The organism is Paenibacillus sp. CF095 (assembly GCF_900101225.1).
Lineage (GTDB): Bacteria > Bacillota > Bacilli > Paenibacillales > Paenibacillaceae > Paenibacillus.
The window spans coordinates 3,129,555-3,147,969 of sequence record NZ_FMZN01000001.1; the positions used below are offsets into that span (position 1 = coordinate 3,129,555).

Below are 18,415 nucleotides of genomic sequence, written 5' to 3' on the forward strand. Positions count from 1 at the left end.
TTGAGACAGCTCTCTTGCTGTACTTAATCTGCTGCAAGCTCTTGTGTAGCTTGAACAGACATTTCCTTCGCTTGTCTGATGCAATCAGGCAAACCTACACCCTCATAACCTGCACCCGCAATGTACACACCCGGTAATTTGCTGCCAAGCTCCTCACGGAGGGCGGCAATATGTTGGAGGTGTCCCACCGGATACTGTGGCATGGACTTACGAAGCCTTGTAATCTCGGAGAAGATCGGCACTGCTTCAATACCCATCGTCTCTCTCAGATCCTTGAGAACCAGATTCGTCAGCGCTTCATCCGGAAGCTCCACATTCTGTTCGTCACCGGAGCGACCAACATAACAGCGGAGCAGTACTTTATCATCCGGGCTGGTATGCAGCCATTTCGTCGATGTCCACGTGCAAGCCGTAATATTCCGCCCCTCTTTCCGCGGAACGAGGAAACCCGACCCGTCGAATACATGCTCCACCTCTTTTTTCTCAAAAGCGAGCACGACATTGGCTACAGACACATAGTTAATCGCATCCAGTGCCGCTGTGTCCACGTGAGGCTTCAACAGCTCCGACGCGACATAGGTCGGCACAGTAATCACTACATCATCGACTTCAAGCATTTCGCCATTACCAAGTTCAACACTGTATCTGGTCTGCGCTCCATCAAGGCGTTGCAGCGACTTCACCGCAGTGTTCAGACGTTGATCCACATCCTGCAACTCATGGACGAGTGCATGAACAAGGCTCTGAAGTCCCTGGCGAAAGTTCAAAAAAGCGCTCCGTTTTGTTCCGGTATGCGTCTCAGCCGGTTTGCGACCCGTCATCATACCCCGGATCAAGCTGCCGTAATCGCGCTCTACTTCTCCGAACTGCGGGAAGGTAGCCTGGAGGCTCAATCGCCGCATATCACCTGCATAGATTCCTGCGAGCAGTGGTTCCGTCAAGTTCTCCAGCACTTCTGCTCCAAGACGGCGTTCAATCATATAACCAAGCGATTCATCCTCTGTTGTACGACGCGGCGGGATGACAAAATCCATCAACGCCCGCAGTTTGCCTGCCGGAGAGACCAGACCACTTCTCAAGAATGGTCTTAGTTCTGTAGGAATACCAAGAACAAGTCCTGCTGGCATAGGATGAAGTTTGCCACGCTGCATGATATACGTTTTCTTCGACTCCGGATTCTGACTGACCAGCTCATGATCAATCTCCAATTCTTTAGCAAGGTCAATCATTGCTGTTTTGCGAGCCAGGAAAGAATCGGGCCCTTTTTCAATCACAAATCCATCCCGGTGCAGTGTCTCAATCATGCCTCCCATGGACGAGCTTTTCTCGACCAAAGTAATCACGGGTTCAACTCCTGCTTCCCGGTAATGCTTGCGGATATAAAATGCCGCGCTGAGGCCGGTAAGGCCACCGCCGACAACAACAACACGGCGTTTCTTATCACCCATTACTCATCCGACCCTTGCTGCCATTGGCTTATAATAACGTCGCTTAACGTCTCCATGTATAGAGGATCGCTATTGAGAGAATCAATACGCATCAGGCGCATGTCGATCTCTTTGGCAATCGATTTGGCCTCAATATCGAGATCATAGAGCACTTCGAGATGATCCGAGACAAACCCGATTGGTGCCACAAGTACATCCTCTACCTGTTCACGCGAAAGCTCCTGTAACGTATCCAGAATATCCGGTCCAAGCCAAGGCTCAGCTGTTCGTCCGGCACTCTGCCACGTAAATTGCCAATTGGTTATTCCTACACGTGAGGCAATCACTTCCGAGGTCTCCAGCAATTGTTGCGGGTATGGATCACCCATCTCCACAATACGTGCCGGCAGGCTGTGCGCACTGAACAATACCTTCACATCTCCGCGTTTGGCTCCAGCTTCTTCGAACGCATCCAACTTGGCACTGACACGTGTGGACAACGCCTGAATTAACTTCGGATGCAGATGATAACTCTCAATAAAGGACATATGAACGCCCAGCTCTTCTGCTTTTTCACGCGCACGTTTGATATAACTGCCTACACTCATCGTTGAAAAATGAGGAGCCAGTACAATACCAATTGCTGTCTGAATTCCATCCTTAGCCATCTGCTCCACGCCATCCTCAATAAACGGATAGGCATGCTTCAGTCCTTGATAACAATGGAATTCCACATCAGTGCCACGCTCATCGCGGTTTAATGTCTCTTGAAGGGCCTTGACCTGATTGTCTGTGTTCTCCCGAAGGGGGAAAACACCGCCAACAATGGCTTCATAACGATCCGTCAGTTCTTTCAATTGCTCCGGTTCAGGCGGACGTCCTCTGCGGATATGTGTGTAATACGCTTCAACACTCTCCATATTTTCGGGTGTGCCATACGACATCACCAGTACACCTACAGTATTAGTCATTAGTTACCGTCACCCCAGTCTTCATTGCTTCGGCAGAATATTCATGAATAAACGCCGTTAGTTCTCTGAGCTTCTCTAGCGATGCTTCAGGAAACAATCCGTGTCCCAGGTTGAAAATATAACCCGGCTCCTTGATTCCTTCGTCAATAATCACTTTGGCTTGCTCTTTAATCAGTTCCATCGGGGCAGTCAGCACATATGGGTCCAGGTTACCCTGTACTGCAAACTTGCCACCAAGACGTTGACGCCCTTCTGAAATGGATACTCTCCAGTCCAATCCAATTACATCGGCTTGCAGATTATGCAGTGCTGGCAACAACTCACCCGATGCAACACCAGGGAAATAAATCTTCGGTACATTCAAATCCGATAATTCGGTAAAGATACGGGTAATCGTAGGCAACACATATGTTCTGAAGTCTTTGGGAGAAAGTGCTCCAACCCAGCTGTCAAACAACTGGAATGCCTTACCGCCATTCGCAATATGCGCACGGACATATGTAATAACCATATCACCAAGCTTCTGCATCAGCTTATGCCACACCTCAGGCTCGCTGTACATCATCGTTTTGGTGCGGATATAACCTTTCGAAGGTCGGCCTTCAATCAGATAACTCGCAATCGTGAATGGTGCGCCCGCAAACGTAATAAGAGGCACATCAAGCTCCTTATCCAGAATTCGAATGGTTTCCAGAATATGTGACAGATCTCCTTCTACGTCGATGGGACGGAGCCGATCCACATCTGCAGCAGACCGAATAGGATTATCGATAACTGGACCAATATTTTTTACAATGTCAAAATCAATGCCCAATGAGGCAACCGGATTCATAATATCGGAATACAAAATAGCCGCATCTACACCAAGTTTGCGTACCGGCATGAGTGTAACTTCAGCCGCCAGCTCGGGTTGTTTGCAGATTTCTAACAAGGAGTACTTTTCTTTAATTTTGCGATATTCAGGATCGTAACGTCCAGCTTGACGCATGTACCACACCGGGACACGGTCTACCTGTTGTTTGAAACTTGCCCGAATCAGTCGATCATTATAGCTCATGTAAGAAGCCTCCAATAGTTTTTGGACTCATAATTACCATTATGCCCTTTTTAAACAGCCGTAACAACCACATGCAGATGCGTTCTACGTGACAATACTATGACATTCCTTACACCCATCCCTCATATGCCAATTATGTTATAATGAAAGAATGGTGTTTTTTTGAGAATTACAGAAATATCTTTGAAAGGAAGTGAAAGCACTTTGAAAACGTGGAAAGTAAACCTCATTGTGCTTTGGTTCGGACAATTTTTGGTCAATTCGGGCATGACCATGATTACCCCATTTTTGTCTCTTTATCTCGCAAGAGATCTGGGCGTTGTTGGCGAACATGAAATTGGCATATGGGCGGGATTTATTTTTGCAGCCAATTTCCTCACCTCATTTTTGTTCCAACCGCTCTGGGGCAAGTTATCGGACAAGTATGGCCGAAAAGTAATGCTGCTGCGTTCGGGATTCGGGATGGCCATCGTAATTGCCCTTATGGGTCTGGCACAGAATCCTTGGCAGCTTCTCTTATTGCGTTTGCTTAACGGTACCATCTCCGGTTTCAATCCTGCAGCTGTTGCGCTGATATCGGGTACCACACCGAAAGACCGCATGGGTTTTGCCATGGGAATCAGTCAGTCCGGGCAGGTTGCCGGCACAATCCTGGGTCCACTCATTGGTGGTTTGTTAGCGGATGCGGTAGGCTTCCGCCCCATTTTCTATATTACAGGTGGACTGATCTTTGTCGCTTCCATGCTCGCCATGTTCCTGGTGAGGGAGAAGTTCGACCGTCAAGAAGCAGCCAAACTGCCGGCACAATCCGTATTGTCCGGTCTGAAGGAATTGAATAAGTCACCTCAACTTCCCGCACTGTTTGCTGTGACGTTTCTGTTGCAGTTTGCGATGATTAGCCCCATGTCACTCTTGCCGTTGTATGTGCAAAAATTGCATGGTTCGGATGTAAATGTGGCCTTCTGGGCAGGACTTGTCGGTGCAGTTACGGGACTATCCAATATGGCGATGTCTCCGATTCTCGGGAAGCTGAGTGACCGGATTGGTCCTCACAAGGTGCTGACGTTCTCCCTCATAGGTACAGGACTCATGCTAATTCCGCAGGCATTTGTTCAGACCGTATGGCAACTCATTCTTGTTCGTTTCATGATGGGTGTGTTCATGGGTGGACTGCTTCCGAGCGTTAATGCCCTGATCCGTTCCTATACATCCGATAGCATGATCAGCCGTGCATTCAGTTTTAATACGAGTACTCTGGCGCTGGGCAACATGCTTGGAGCGATCATTGGAGGATTTATGGCAGGATTCATCGGAATCGAAGGTCTGTTTATCGTATCTGGCGGACTGCTGCTGCTTAATATGGTTTGGGTCCGATTCAAATTGTATAACAAACCTGCTTCTATTCGGGAATCCTGATTCCCTATCCATTTCTTAATTAGTACATCTTAACTTTTTCATTTGAAAAAGCCGCTTCCAGCGCCTAATTGGCCTGAGAGCGGCTTTTGTCATTCATTCGCCATTCATCATTTATTTATTAGATTGAATTGTATCGGATAATGTTTCACACCAAATACAAAAGCACTTTGTATCGGTTGCAGAGCCGTTCCCGGAACAAGTTGAATGTTTCCCATGTGCTGAAGCAATGTATGAAGAACTACCCTTGCCTCCAATCGAGCGAGTGGTGCACCCAGACAAAAATGAATGCCAAAACCAAAGCCCATATGCCTGTTCGGCTTGCGATCAGAGATGAAATCTTCCGGGTTTTCAAATTGGGCACTGTCCCGATTGGCTGCTCCAACCCAGGAAATCACCTGCTCCCCGGCTTGAATCATCTGACCATTCAACTCTACAGTTTCCTTGGCAACCCGCCCAATCGCGACAATTGGCGGATAATATCTCAGCGTCTCTTCAATCGCAGAAGTAATCCGTTCAGGATGTTCGCGCAACTCCTGTTGTAGCTCAGGTTGTTCAGACAGAATACGAACCGCATTGGTAATCAGGTTGGTTGTTGTTTCATTACCGGCAGCGAGTAAGAGAATACAGAAGCCTACCACTTCATCTGAAGTCAATTTCTGACCATCAATCTCCGCAGCAAGCAGTAATGAGATCAGATCATCCTTTGGCTGCAACCGACGTTCTTCCATAATGCCAGTGAAATAGATATGCAACTCCTGCATATTTCTTTTTTTCTCCTCCAATAACTCCTGGAAAGCCTGCTCACTATCATCACGTGCGCCTTTCACCAATACATCAGACCAGTCCTTGAACTTTTGACGATCCGCCGCAGGGACTCCGATCAATTCCGCAATGACAATGACGGGCAATGGTGTTGCAAGGTCATCAATAAGTTCCATATGCCCTTCTGACAGGTGTGGAGCAATTAACTCATCTGTGATTTCCTGAATACGGGGAGCCAATGCTTCAATTGCCTTGGGTGTAAACGCCTGGTTCACCAGATCACGCAGCTGTTTGTGTTTGGGAGGGTCTGTCGTCAACATGCTCGTATTGGCACGATCACGTGCAGAAGAGAACAGTTTGGGATTTTTCAGAACGTACTTCACATCTTCATACCCGAAAACATCCCAACATTCTCGATGCTCATCATATCGGACTGGAGTGTTATCACGAAGTTCTGCATACACCTTGAAGGGAGATAACCTCTCTTCCAAAGTCTCCAGTTCCCGAATCGGAATGTAATTTGCATACTTTCTCGGTGCCTGTTTCATCGTTTCTCCTCCAATCAGTATTATATATTTATTTACATATGTTGATCACCCCTATTATAAACATAACTCTATAACGAAACCACTCTTTAGACCGTAATTGAGCCCCATTACCTAATATGCGTTACTATCATCCTCTCATTCTGTTACCTACTTCTGATATGAGTCCCAATTCGACATTCTTTTATTAAAATACATCGTTTTATCAGGACAAAAGACTCATTATGTAATATTAACTAACACAATGAAGGCGTATTTCTCTTCAAAACAACTAAAATCAACTCTTATATATCTCTATCAGACTGAATATTCTTTCGTAATTCCTCATAAATAATCATTTTACTCTCACTATCTACGAATGTAACCGATTACTCTACCATTATCTATGTTTGTCATATTACTTGACATGAAATACAATCAATTTGAAATGGTATACATATTCTTCTTAAAAAACTTAACATCACACTTACTTGAAGGAGAGTGCTATTCATGAGTAAAACATCCAAGCTTCGTCCCTGGGCCGTATGGAGTACCGCAGCTTTAACAGCATTGACCATCTCGTTGTCCCCCATTGGAACCAACGCTGCGCACGCAGCTACGGTAGAGGTGAAAGGCACAACAGGTGCTGTTCAGACAGCAACCACTACTCCGGCTCGCAATACTTCCATCCCTGCAATACCAGACTCTTCCAAGCAATCTGCACTCCCTAATGTATTGGTGATCGGAACTGGCGGAACGATTGCCGGTCAATCCGAGGATGCCACCAGCTTCCAGAATTACAAGGCAGGTACGCTTCCCATTGGAGAGATGGTAGACGCCTTACCGGATAAACAGAAGATTGCTGATGTTAGCACACTCCAATTCGGAAACTCAGGTTCAGGTTCCTATAGCATGACCGACCTCTATGACTTGTCGCAGACGGTAGACAAAGCTCTGGCAATGTATGACAGTGTTGTCGTTACCACGGGTACAGATACAATGGAAGAAATCGCTTATTTCCTCGATATGACGGTTCAGAGTGACAAACCTGTCGTGATCACAGGCTCCATGCGTCCATGGACTGTCATCGGTTCTGACGCTCAAGCCAATCTGTACAACGCAATCAAACTTGCAGGTAGTGGTCGTACCACTTCATTTGGCACAGTGCTCATGTTGAATGATACAATCCAGCTTGCTCGCGGTGTAACCAAGACAAATGATTATCGAACAGATACGTTTGAAACGCCGATGCTCGGCGCTGTAGGATATATTGATGAAGAAAACATTCGAATCTACCGCGCTCCTGCACGTGCCTTGAAACCTGAAGGCACAGCGAAGCCCGTATTTGATCTAAGTAAAATCACAAAGGCAGATCTGGCCAAAGTAGAAATTGCCATCTCATATCAAGAAGCTGGCGGTGGAGCCATTGAAGGATTCGTGAGCAGTGGTGCCAAAGGAATCGTGACTTCCGGTACCGGAGCTGGCGGTATCTCCAGAGCTATGGGACAAGCTCGTACCAAAGCCATTGAAGAAGGTGTTATCTTTGTGACCACCACTCGGACGGGTTCAGGAAGTGTGTACGGCGGTGGCAAAGGTATCATTGCAGGCGACAACCTCAGTCCACAACAAGCTCGTGTATTATTGATGCTGAGCTTGTCCTTCAGTGATGATTTTGACACCATCAAAAAATGGTTTGAAACGTACGGAACACCTGAAGTATAAATAGAACGACTACAACGGTATCTGTACACACAAAGAAAGAGACGACACATTTTTGATCATTTAAAATGTTGTCATCTCTTTCTTTGTGTGTTTTTAGAAAACTCCGTACAGAATCACGATCCCCCTCACAAACATAAAAGGTGAGATCGTGTTCCGTCGGAGTTTTATTTATCTTTAGGAAATTTTCACTTTCACTTCACCCAGGCAAGTACCAGCCCATCGTAATCCGGCAACATCGTCGTCACCAGACGCGGGTCACTTGCCATCTGTTCATTGAAACGGCGAACAGCAAGCACGGCCGGGCCCTGCTTGTCCGGATTCAGCGTACGACCACGCAGGAAACAATTATCACCTACAATGACCGCACCTGGCCGAGCCAGCTTAATGGCATAGTCAAGATATACCGGATAATTCTCCTTATCTGCGTCAATAAAGAAGAAATCAAATGTGCGACCTTCTTGCTCCAATTGCTCCAGGCTGTCTGCTGCTGGGCCAATGCGATACTCTACCTTTTCGCCAAAACCGCCTTCTTCCAGATGACCACGCGCCATTGCCGCATATTCCTCTTTCAGTTCCAGCGAAGTCAGGGTTCCATTCTCACGCAAACCTCGTGCAATGCAGATCCCACTGTAACCGCCCAGCACGCCGATTTCGAGCGCAGCTTCTGCTTTGGATGTCTTCGCTAGAAACGTGAGCAATCGTCCATACGCCGCAGCAACGGAAACTTCAGGCATCCCGTTCGAACGGATGGCCTCTTTCACTTTTAGCAAAAGCTCATCCTCTTGAAATAATTGATTTACATATTCATCAGGGGTCAGATTCACCACTAAAATCCTCCTTGGACACTTGGACTGCTTTCCATATGGATGCCAATGTTCTATAATAAATGTTTGTTATCAACACAGGCGGTTGACTGATGCATCACCTCGAAAGAGGAGTGCATACGTTCACCGCATTTCTCATTGTAAGTTTTTTCACGGAAAGCGGCAAGGCCGCACCGTTACTATACAGCAGAGAGAAGGATCTCCCTTCTCCAGCTTGAAATGGAGTTGAAATGAATCACATGGCTCAATTGCAATTGATTGCAACCTCGGCGATGGGACTCGAGGCTGTTGTTGCCCGGGAACTAAAGCAACTGGGGTATGAAGATGTTACGATCGACAACGGCCGGGTTTTCTTTACAGGAGATTATATTGATATATGCCGTTGTAATCTGTGGCTGAGAAGTTCGGATCGCGTATTGGTGAAAATGGGTGAATTCCCTGCCACAACTTTCGACGAATTGTTTGAAGGCACCAAAGCACTGCCTTGGGAAGAGTGGATTCCAGCCGACGGCGAATTCCCTGTAGAGGGTCGCTCTCAAAAATCCCAGTTAAGCAGTGTGCCTGCATCACAAGGGATCGTGAAAAAAGCAATCGTAGAGAAACTGAAGCTGACTTATGACACAGAGTGGTTCCCAGAGGATGGATCTCGTTATGTGATTGAGGTTATTCTGCTGAACGATCGCGCCCTGCTTACTTTAGATACAACGGGACCAGGTCTGCATAAACGGGGTTATCGTAAACTCGTCACCGAAGCGCCACTCAAAGAAACACTTGCTGCAGCTCTTATTCAGCTTAGCCGCTGGAATGTAACCCGTCCATTCTATGACCCGTGTTGTGGATCAGGCACAATGCTGATCGAAGCCGCTATGATCGGCTGGAACATTGCACCAGGACTTCGTCGAACCTTCAACTCTGAAGACTGGGCTGTCATTCCTGAAGAATTATGGGAACAGGCGCGCGAAGAAGCATTCGATGCTGTACGTGACGATGTCCCATTACAGATTTCAGGTAGCGATATTGATCCTGAAGCGATTGAAGTTGCTATGGCAGCGATCAAAAGTGCTGGCTTCGCCAAAGATATTGAAGTCAGCGTCCTGCCGGCTCACCGCGCAAGACCACAGGGTGAATATGGTGTCATCATTACCAATCCCCCATATGGTGAACGTTTGAGTGAAGAAAAAGAAGTTCAGAAGTTGCTCCGCTCATTAGGGCGCAGTTACCTCGACATGCCAACATGGTCCTTTTTTGCCATCACGTCAACCAAAGCTTTTGAGGAGTATTTCGGTCATAAGGCAGACAAACGTCGCAAGTTGTTCAACGGACGAATCGAAACCCAGTACTATCAGTATTTGGGTCCACTGCCCCCACGAAATAAAACACCACAATCTTCATAATTATTTCGAATCTAAAGTGCTCCTGCCATTCATGGCCGGCGCACTTTTTTTATGCGCTTTTCTGGTCATAAGAATTCATCGACTTCGCTCTTCGCTTCAGCAGAAATCAATTCTTCTGGGGCATAGTTGAAAACACATGAGGCCACGCTATAATGAATGGAGCCCTATTTTACATTCCGATAACAAAACAACAAAAAGCAAGGGGGACATACATATGGTTGTCACTCGGCCTACGCGCAGTTCCATGCCACGCGGGCTTCTAAATCATCCATTAATGTTATATCTTATTTTTCTAGCACTTATGCTGCTCAAACTCATGTGGCTCCATCACAATCTTCACGCTTATAACATTACGATGGGACTGCTGGATAAAGTCATTGCCATTGGATCTTTACTACTCTTGTCCTTCTGGACCTGGTTGCTGCCACGTAGAGGCATGATCGTATCTCTCGCCATCCTTAACCTGCTGCTTACCGCACTAATCTACGCCGATATGGTGTATTATCGCTATTTCCAGGATTTCTTGACCATCCCGGTATTGTTGCAGGCGAGACAAGTTGACGCATTGGGTGACAGCATCGCTACACTGATCTACACAAGTGATCTCTGGTTCTTCGCTGACTGGCTTGTCGTCATTCCGTTCGCAGCTATCGTACTGTTCAGCAGACGTTACCGTTCGAAGCACTCCAGCACGTCTATTACTGGTTACGGGAGTTATTCGTATAACGATGGCAAGGCACGGTTGCGCCGCCGTCTCACGGCTGGCAGTATTGCCCTTGTGCTGGGACTTGGCCTCGCCGTCGGCCCGATTTATTTTTATAGCAAAACATGGGCCAAAGGCCTGTTTGATAACAACTGGTGGAATGTATCCATGTACAATGTGACCGGACTGCTCGCTTTTCACGGTTATGATCTGTACAACTATGCCAAAGACCACATCGGCTCCGGGCCGCAGGCTGAACCCGCTGATGTTGAGCAAGCAAAGGCATTCTTCGCCGAAAGGCAAGGGACTGCCCCGCAGAATGATGCCTTGTTTGGCAAATATAAAGACAGCAATGTGATCATTGTCCAGGGTGAGGCTTTTATGAACTTCATGATTGGCCAGAGCATTGGCGGTCAGGAGATCACGCCCCATTTTAATGAACTGATGAAGGAAAGTCAGTATTATAGTCACTTTTATCACCAGACCGGTCAGGGCAGAACGTCAGATGCCGATTTTGGCGCAAATATTTCCCTACATCCACTTCCGGTTGGATCAGCCTTTGTACGATATGCAGACCATACGTATGATTCCCTTCCTTCCATTCTGAAGGACAACGGGTACAGCACCAACGTATTTCACGCTTATGAGAGTGGCTTCTGGAATCGGTATACGATGTATCAGAACATGAAGTACGACAAGTTTTATAGTAAAAATGATTTTGCACAGGATGACCCGCTTGGCTGGTCCCTGTCTGATGAATCCTTTTTCCGGCAATCCGTTGAGAAAATGAGTAGTGAGGTGACCGAACCGTTCTATTCCTTCCTCATTACACTCAGCAGTCACCACCCATACGCCCTGCCAAAAGAGAAGCAGCAACTGGATGTAGGCGAGTTCCAGGGAACGATGTTCGGTGATTATCTGCAATCCGTTCATTACGTGGATTCAGCACTCGGTAAGATGGTGGAAGATCTGAAAAATCGGGGATTATGGGAAAATACCATTTTTATGTTCTACGGAGACCACGACAACTCGATCAAGGAACAATCACAATACGAACAGTTCCTGGGACGTTCGCTGAACGAACTGGATATGGCACAGATCATGAACGAGGTTCCCCTGCTCGTGCATTTACCGGACGGAGCAGATGCCGGAACCATCGACGAACCTTCGGGACAACTGGACATCACGCCATCCGTATTGCATCTGCTCGGCGTGTCCGACCAGTCCTATTATCATATGGGCAACGACGTATATGACGGGTCTGCACGTACGGTTGTGCTGCGTAATGGCGCATTCTCGGATGGTTCTGTATTTTATATCCCATCGGATGACTATATCTATGAGAATGGCGCTTGTTATGACCTGTCCACACGTGACAAAACAGATATCAATGCTTGCCGTACCGGTCATGATGAAGCAGCGAAGCGATTGCATGTCTCGGACACGGTCATTACCTATGATTTGATTCAGCGCTTTCGAGAGGAAGACAGCGGAGCAGCAACATCGCAATGAGCAATGTCGTAATGACAAACTAAACAAATACACGGAATGAATTGAATTTGTATCTGCATTTAAAAAGGGGAACTTGTATTACATGACATTACACACTGAACCACTTAATATGGAACAGAAATTGTTCGATGCAGCCGCAGAATTTGTGAAGCAACGTTATCCTCAGGGATGGGGCGGTGCGGGTGCCGTCTATACCGAAGCCGGTTCCCTGCTGATTAGCGTAGCGCCAGAGGTCATCAACGATGCCACGCATCTGTGCATGGAAACAGGAGCTTATCTGGAAGCCCACAAATTGAACGAACGTGTCACCCACTCCCTCTGTATCGCTCGTGATGACGAGCATTCAGAATTTAAGGTCCTTACACCTTGCGGTGTATGCCAGGAACGATTATTTTACTGGGGCGAAGAAGTCAAAGCTGCCGTATACGACCCTTCTGGTCAACTGGTCTTCAAGAGACTGGATGAGATCCAACCGTACCATTGGTCCAAGGCATATCGGGATAAAAAGTAATCTCCTTGCGAATTATAGAAAGTGGCTTTATAATTGTAACCATATTGGTTTCAACTAAAAGGATGATGGAGGTTATAATAAAATGAATATTGAGATATGGTCTGATTTTCTGTGCCCTTTCTGTTATATCGGTAAACGCCGCTTGGAGAATGTACTGGAACAGTTTCCACACCGTGATGAAGTGAAGCTGCAATTCAAAAGCTTCGAGCTTGATCCAAACGCAGCATTGAACCCAGGCAAAACCAATTCGGAATATCTGGCTGCCAAATATAATATGAGCGTGGAACAGGCCAAAGGTATGAATGCCCAGATGAATGCCAATGCTCGTACGGCAGGACTGGAATACAATATCGATGCCATGATCCCTACGAACTCCTTCTCAGCTCACCGCTTGACACACTGGGCGGATACACAAGGCAAAGCGCTTGAACTGAGTGAACGGATATTCCAAGCTGTGTTCATTGAAGGTAAACACTCCGGCGACCCTGAAGTGTTGGCTCAGTTAGCAGAAGAAGTCGGCTTGGATCGAAATGCAGCTACGGCAGTGCTGTCCAGTGATCAATTCACCGACAATGTCCGCGCTGACCAAGCAGAAGGCGAGCAACTCGGTATCCGTGGTGTACCTTTTTTCGTATTCGACCGCAAGTTCGCTGTATCGGGCGCTCAGCCTGACGAGGTGTTCCTGGATGCCATTCAAAAAGCATGGGACGAGCGTTCCCCATTCACAATGGTTGAATCCAACACAACAGAAACAGACGGCAGCGGAGTCTGCACAGATGACGGTTGCGAAGTCCCGAAAAAAAATTAAGCCACTTCACACACAAAAAGCAGCAGGATCAGGGGATATCCCCCGGTCCTGCTGCTTTTTTTATATGCTACACACCACTCAAGCTCATTGTATATACTTGTGTTTGATGAACAGTTACTGTGGAGGGGACGGAATCGATTCTGAAGAAGCGAAGCGTGCGCCTTTGTATCCGAATTTTATCCTCTGAAAAGAGGATTCAAAAAAATTTGGAGACAACAGCGATCAAAAGAACGATTCCGTAACCGGAACAAACACAAGTAGTTCATCAAACACTTATATTCAATTAGCGCCACCCACTTAATCCCAGAACAGTTGATCTGGATGTGGACCCGTCCGCTTATCCGAATCCAGTGCATCAATTTGTCTCAACTCATCCGGTGTCAATTCAAAGTCAAAGATGTCCGCATTCTCACGAATACGCTCCGGGGTAACGGACTTCGGAATCGTCACAATCTGATTCTGAATGTCCCAACGCAGAATAATCTGTGCTGGCGTTTTCCCATATTTCTGGGCCAGCGCTTTGAGGGTGGACTCTTGGTTCAGCTTGCCTTTCATGATCGGGCTCCAAGCCTCCAGTTGAATTCCCTGCGCCCCACAGAAATCCTGAAGTTCCTGCTGGATCAGACCCGGATGCAGCTCTACCTGATTTACCGCAGGCACCGTTCCGCCCTCATCTATGATATCTTGCAAATGATGTACTTGAAAGTTACTCACACCAATCGCACGGATGCTTCCTTCGCTATATAGACGTTCGAATGCTCTCCACGTCTCCTTATACTGGTCTCTGCCAGGCCAGTGAATTAAGTAAAGATCAATTACATTCAGTCCAAGTGCCTTCTGACTAGCTTCAAATGCTCTCAACGTTGAATCAAATCCCTGATCCTCGTTCCAAAGCTTGGTCGTCACAAACAGTTCGTTACGGGCAACACCACTGCTTGCAATAGCTTGTCCCACTTCTTCTTCATTTCCATAGATGGACGCGGTATCAATACTGCGATATCCAACCTCCAAAGCGGTCTCAACCGCCTGTTGTACTTCCTTACCTTTTGCTTTATATGTTCCAAATCCTAGCCATGGCATCGTTACTCCGTTGTTCAGAATCGTACAATCTGTAATATGTTTTGTCATTCTGTACCTCCCGTATGGAATTTTGCCTGCTCTTGTTCTATTAACCTTCTCACAGAATTTTAAGCGACCATTCGACATACTGTCGGAGTAAACCCATGGACCCAGAGTCTTTGCAAATGATATGAAAAACCCGCAAAGCATTGCTGCCCTGCGGGTTCTGATGTGACAGGAACGTTATAAATTCCCTTGACCGTGCTGACTCTGGATTGAATTCAATCTTCTCTTCTCCTCGATGAACATTTCCTCTGCCAACTCAACACCTTGCCCTCCGAGTGAAAGCTCTGCTTGTCGCATCGCCTGCTCCGTGTGTGCCAGACGACGTTCCGCCTGTACAATGGTCTGTGCGGTCGGATGAGACATGGCCTGAGATACAGCATAATGAAGCTTGTTCACCGCATTTTGCGCCTGAGATACGGTGGTATCTGCTTGCAAACTGGAATCATAACGCTTCGGCATGAGTATTCCTCCTTGGGATTATCATGTTCCTGTTACCCCTTTAGGATGGATAACACAAGCCTTCCTTATTCTTCTTTTGTGTTTTTATCGTAACTTTAGTTGATTTGGCTACGTTTATTAGATAATCATGCCGAATCAGGAGGAATTCATTTGAAGAAAATAATATTGACACTCTGCATGTTGCCCTTCCTCATTTGGGTGCAAGGCTGCGCTCCAGCAACATATGAGATAGAAGGATATACAGGGTCATCCATGAACCCAGACATTCCTGTTCCAACTAATGCAAAGCTTATTGAAAACATAACTTATTCGGATGATCCCAACCTTGAAAAAGGGGCTAAGTATGAACTGAAACATATTGGGGGTGAACAAGGACTCTACCCACCAATGGATTATTTTCAGAAGTTAGCGGATACAGGTTGGGTCGAATTGGAGGAAGAACGACTGGGGCATGTACATTTTCTGAAAAAGGATAATACGGTCATTGCCATTGAAATTCGAGAAGATTCCTTCCAAATTACTGAAATGGTCAAAGGTGCTATGGAGTAAAACATCCTTTCACTGCTACCCAAACGCAAAAAAAAGGAGAGGCACGTAGCCCCTCCTTTCTGATGTGTGGACAGTTTTCTCCACTCACCTTGTTATATCCTGTTACTTCACGAACTTTGCGACTTTGACGAGCACTTCTTCTTCTGTCGGCGCACTGATGTACCGACCGTTGATAAAGACAAACGCACGTTTCGCGCAAGGACCGCAATAGGATTTGCACCCAATCTTGATCTCCGTGTCTGGAGCCATTTTTTGCAACTTGGGTACAATCGATTTCAGTCGGACATGATTACACTTTTCGCATACGCGGATATCGTTAGCCATGAGTTCCCCTTCTTCGCGCCCTTAGTGGTCGCCGTGATTACCTTGGGACGGATTCGTAATAACAAATCCCTCTTCCGGGAAGTAGAGGTAATCAATTTTAACACCGTTCAACAAAGGCTGATCATTCGCGAGAATGACATCAATCTCTTTATCCGTAGATACAACCGTATCATTTTCTTTTGGTGTGTCGAGATCAAGCCCGTAGTGAGCATGGTCACCATGTGCATGTGTGATGACAACGCGCAGTTTTTTTCCTTCGTTCTCCGGCTTGTCCAATTCAAGCTTCAATACTTTAGCAGCATTACGCGTAATTTTGCAGTTCATTCTCTTCATCTCCTATATTGTAATTGCAGGTTTCAACAATTTCAGCATTCTTAAACTACAGCATCTATTGTAAAGAAAGTTACCGCTCTTCGCAATAACATTGATGCGAATTCAATGTTAAAATGATCCATCGGGCTGCAAATTAAGAAGGTGTCCCCTCCTGAAGCACAGGATATTTACGTTCTGCCCGGCTTACAAACCAGTTCATCAGAATCAAAGTGACCCCGATATCATCGATGGGCATAAACGGCATGACGTCAGGAAGTACCCAGTATAATAGCGCCGGAATAATAAACAACAACTTTTCTCCCAAAGGAATCTGCGGAGCCCGGAGCAGCCGGGGGAGCCTTTTGAAAACTTGTGTCCATCGTTTGAACGATAGCAGTCTTCTCCACTTCATTTGAATCCCTCCGTATAATAAATATATGTCGCCGAAACGGCACATCCATCATTACCCGTTCAAAAACATTCAGAACGAATGACGTAGAATGTCATTATAAAAAATAATAAAAACGGAACGTCGCTCATAGCGTCCGTTCCTGTTATACGAATGATCTACTGTTAAGTTTCACACCATCATAATTCGGGGTCTTGCCTCATTGTCCATTGGATAACAGTTCAGCCAGCAACATTCCCACTTCTATACAAATATCATCAAACTGTTCTACGGGAAGCGGATTAACACCCAATCCAACTTCTACCGTGAAGCCCGGTCTACCAAAATCTTGAATAAACCAGTCCTTGTATCCGGCATCACTGCCACCGAGCTTCACCGCCTTGTAGCCGGAAGCTTTGGCGAGTCTACGCGACAACGGTCCACTCTCTCTAGGTTCCAGATCACGGTAGTTCCAATAGATCTCCTGTCCCTGACTATGCAGGGATACAACCGCATCAAATGTATGTTGCTGCGTCCACTGCGCAAGGGCCTGTGCCTCCGGTTCTGTCAATGGCGCTGTCCCTGCATAATCCCTGGGGCCAGGTGAGGTCACACCTCTTCTCGCTGCCTCTTCATCCCAATGGGCTGGAAATTGATCATTTAGATCCACCCCTCTGATGTTGGCCTTCCAATGGGTAAAATGTGATCTGTCGGCATTCCAGGCCAACAACTGCTGTGCATGTGGATGCTGATTGACCACACCTTCCTGAACCAGTTCGACCCCGTCCGGATTAACCATAGGCACGGCCCAGAGTGTCGTCTCTTGCATCCAGCGTTCAGTCTGGTATTGATGCCATGTCCTATGCGCACTATACGCCTCGGCATACTCCTCGATAAACTTCATCAGAACTGCAGTTGTCAACCACTCATTAGCATGAACGGAAGCGTTAACATGGATATGTCTGGACCCTTGCCCAATACGCAAATAAGGCAGCGACTTCCCCATGACACTTGTTCCAATGGACCCCGTCTCGATAAACGGGTATTGATTCTCCAGCTTGTCTATATCCCTGATTAATTCTCGATAACCATACTCTCCCTGAATCTTCACAATAGTTTTTCCATTCGAAGCCGGAATATGAATACAGCGACCAACCCAGTCGGTTACATTGGTGATTTCGGGATTGGCCTGGCGCAATACCTCTTCGTCCAGACCAAATCTGCCTGCAATCTCCCCTACACTTTCTCCAGGTGGTACAGCGTATCTGCGACCTGTCCCGGGGACAATACGCAGCATCTGACCCGCCAGCAAGTATGGCTGGGCAGCTACTTCCGGGTTCAGTGCAGCAAGAAACTCTTTGGTCATATGATGTGCTGACGCAATTCGCGGCAATGTATCTCCCCGCTGAACGATAATCCACTGCAGATCCATGATGTTCTCCTTTCCACAGGAAAAGACAGTTCTCCTGTCCAGTTCTGACCGATTTCGTGTCTGTAACATATGTATGCAGGTCAGGTTGTCCGTCATGTGACATGAATCATGTTTCTCTCCGGTTAATGCATAATGACGACAAAAAATCCCGGAACTTCACAGTTCCGGGATCGTCCACAACCAAAATACATTAAT

The 18,415-nt window shown here is 46.8% G+C and carries 18 protein-coding genes; 7 read left to right on the top strand and 11 right to left on the bottom strand.

Translation table 11 applies throughout. The annotated features are described in order from the left end of the window. Positions 1–23: 23 nt before the first annotated feature. Genes hemY through hemE form a run of 3 tightly spaced genes read right to left on the bottom strand, consistent with a single transcriptional unit; the run spans position 24 to position 3,455 of the window. Complete coding sequence (gene hemY, locus BLS69_RS13560) at positions 24–1,448, bottom strand: protoporphyrinogen oxidase (protein ID WP_091032259.1); 1,425 nt, start codon at positions 1,446–1,448, stop codon at positions 24–26. Beyond that, complete coding sequence (hemH, locus tag BLS69_RS13565; protein WP_091032262.1) at positions 1,448–2,398, bottom strand: ferrochelatase; 951 nt, start codon at positions 2,396–2,398, stop codon at positions 1,448–1,450. The genes hemY and hemH overlap by 1 nt, the downstream gene beginning before the upstream one ends. Beyond that, positions 2,391–3,455, bottom strand: a complete 1,065-nt coding sequence (gene hemE, locus BLS69_RS13570) for a uroporphyrinogen decarboxylase (protein WP_091032266.1) — start codon at positions 3,453–3,455, stop codon at positions 2,391–2,393. The genes hemH and hemE overlap by 8 nt, the downstream gene beginning before the upstream one ends. Before the next feature lie 204 nt (positions 3,456–3,659). On the opposite strand from hemE, the gene BLS69_RS13575 reads away from it, so the two are divergent. Next, positions 3,660–4,871, top strand: coding sequence for an MFS transporter (locus tag BLS69_RS13575; RefSeq protein WP_017689411.1), 1,212 nt, complete (start codon positions 3,660–3,662; stop codon positions 4,869–4,871). 107 nt (positions 4,872–4,978) lie between these two features. Here BLS69_RS13575 and BLS69_RS13580 read toward each other — a convergent pair whose 3' ends face one another. Beyond that, positions 4,979–6,181, bottom strand: coding sequence for a cytochrome P450 (locus tag BLS69_RS13580; RefSeq protein ID WP_091032269.1), 1,203 nt, complete (start codon positions 6,179–6,181; stop codon positions 4,979–4,981). A 486-nt stretch (positions 6,182–6,667) separates the two neighbouring features. On the opposite strand from BLS69_RS13580, the gene BLS69_RS13585 reads away from it, so the two are divergent. Beyond that, entirely contained in the window at positions 6,668–7,879 is a 1,212-nt protein-coding gene (locus BLS69_RS13585) for an asparaginase (protein WP_091032272.1), read from the top strand. A 191-nt stretch (positions 7,880–8,070) separates the two neighbouring features. Here the strand turns inward: BLS69_RS13585 and BLS69_RS13590 are convergent, their stop codons facing one another. After that, positions 8,071–8,703, bottom strand: coding sequence for an O-methyltransferase (locus BLS69_RS13590; RefSeq protein WP_036670998.1), 633 nt, complete (start codon positions 8,701–8,703; stop codon positions 8,071–8,073). Between the two features lie 239 nt (positions 8,704–8,942). Between BLS69_RS13590 and BLS69_RS13595 the strand changes: the two genes are divergently transcribed. The 4 genes from BLS69_RS13595 (at position 8,943) to BLS69_RS13610 (ending at position 13,631) form a co-directional block, all read left to right on the top strand. Next, positions 8,943–10,097: a THUMP domain-containing class I SAM-dependent RNA methyltransferase gene (locus BLS69_RS13595; protein ID WP_091032274.1), complete on the top strand. Its 1,155-nt coding sequence runs from the start codon at positions 8,943–8,945 to the stop codon at positions 10,095–10,097. A gap of 214 nt (positions 10,098–10,311) precedes the next feature. Next, on the top strand, positions 10,312–12,312 hold the full coding sequence (locus BLS69_RS13600; protein ID WP_091032276.1) for an LTA synthase family protein: 2,001 nt from the start codon (positions 10,312–10,314) through the stop codon (positions 12,310–12,312). An 82-nt stretch (positions 12,313–12,394) separates the two neighbouring features. Beyond that, positions 12,395–12,823 carry a cytidine deaminase gene (locus BLS69_RS13605; protein ID WP_091032279.1) on the top strand — a complete coding sequence of 143 codons (429 nt, stop codon included), beginning with the start codon at positions 12,395–12,397 and terminating at the stop codon, positions 12,821–12,823. Between the two features lie 82 nt (positions 12,824–12,905). Next, positions 12,906–13,631 (top strand): DsbA family oxidoreductase, encoded by a 726-nt coding sequence (locus BLS69_RS13610; RefSeq protein WP_091032282.1) that lies wholly within the window; start codon positions 12,906–12,908, stop codon positions 13,629–13,631. Between the two features lie 297 nt (positions 13,632–13,928). Here the strand turns inward: BLS69_RS13610 and BLS69_RS13615 are convergent, their stop codons facing one another. Together BLS69_RS13615 and BLS69_RS13620 are read right to left on the bottom strand one after the other, a co-directional pair. Continuing rightward, entirely contained in the window at positions 13,929–14,759 is an 831-nt protein-coding gene (locus BLS69_RS13615) for an aldo/keto reductase (RefSeq protein WP_036670089.1), read from the bottom strand. Between the two features lie 174 nt (positions 14,760–14,933). Then, positions 14,934–15,215 carry a hypothetical protein gene (locus BLS69_RS13620; RefSeq protein WP_076209046.1) on the bottom strand — a complete coding sequence of 94 codons (282 nt, stop codon included), beginning with the start codon at positions 15,213–15,215 and terminating at the stop codon, positions 14,934–14,936. 150 nt (positions 15,216–15,365) lie between these two features. Here BLS69_RS13620 and BLS69_RS13625 point away from each other — a divergent pair, with 150 nt between their 5' ends. Then, the gene (locus tag BLS69_RS13625; RefSeq protein WP_143023574.1) at positions 15,366–15,764 is read left to right on the top strand and encodes a hypothetical protein; all 399 of its coding nucleotides are present in this window, start codon (positions 15,366–15,368) and stop codon (positions 15,762–15,764) included. 102 nt (positions 15,765–15,866) lie between these two features. Here the strand turns inward: BLS69_RS13625 and BLS69_RS13630 are convergent, their stop codons facing one another. The 4 genes from BLS69_RS13630 to BLS69_RS13645 form a co-directional block, all read right to left on the bottom strand. Further along, positions 15,867–16,088 carry a YuzB family protein gene (locus BLS69_RS13630; protein ID WP_091032287.1) on the bottom strand — a complete coding sequence of 74 codons (222 nt, stop codon included), beginning with the start codon at positions 16,086–16,088 and terminating at the stop codon, positions 15,867–15,869. Positions 16,089–16,109: 21 nt separating this feature from the next. After that, positions 16,110–16,412, bottom strand: coding sequence for a heme biosynthesis protein HemY (locus BLS69_RS13635; RefSeq protein WP_036670085.1), 303 nt, complete (start codon positions 16,410–16,412; stop codon positions 16,110–16,112). A gap of 142 nt (positions 16,413–16,554) precedes the next feature. Next, positions 16,555–16,812, bottom strand: a complete 258-nt coding sequence (locus tag BLS69_RS13640) for a hypothetical protein (RefSeq protein ID WP_036670081.1) — start codon at positions 16,810–16,812, stop codon at positions 16,555–16,557. A gap of 196 nt (positions 16,813–17,008) precedes the next feature. After that, positions 17,009–18,220, bottom strand: coding sequence for a M14 family metallopeptidase (locus BLS69_RS13645; RefSeq protein ID WP_371129047.1), 1,212 nt, complete (start codon positions 18,218–18,220; stop codon positions 17,009–17,011). Positions 18,221–18,415 lie beyond the last annotated feature (195 nt).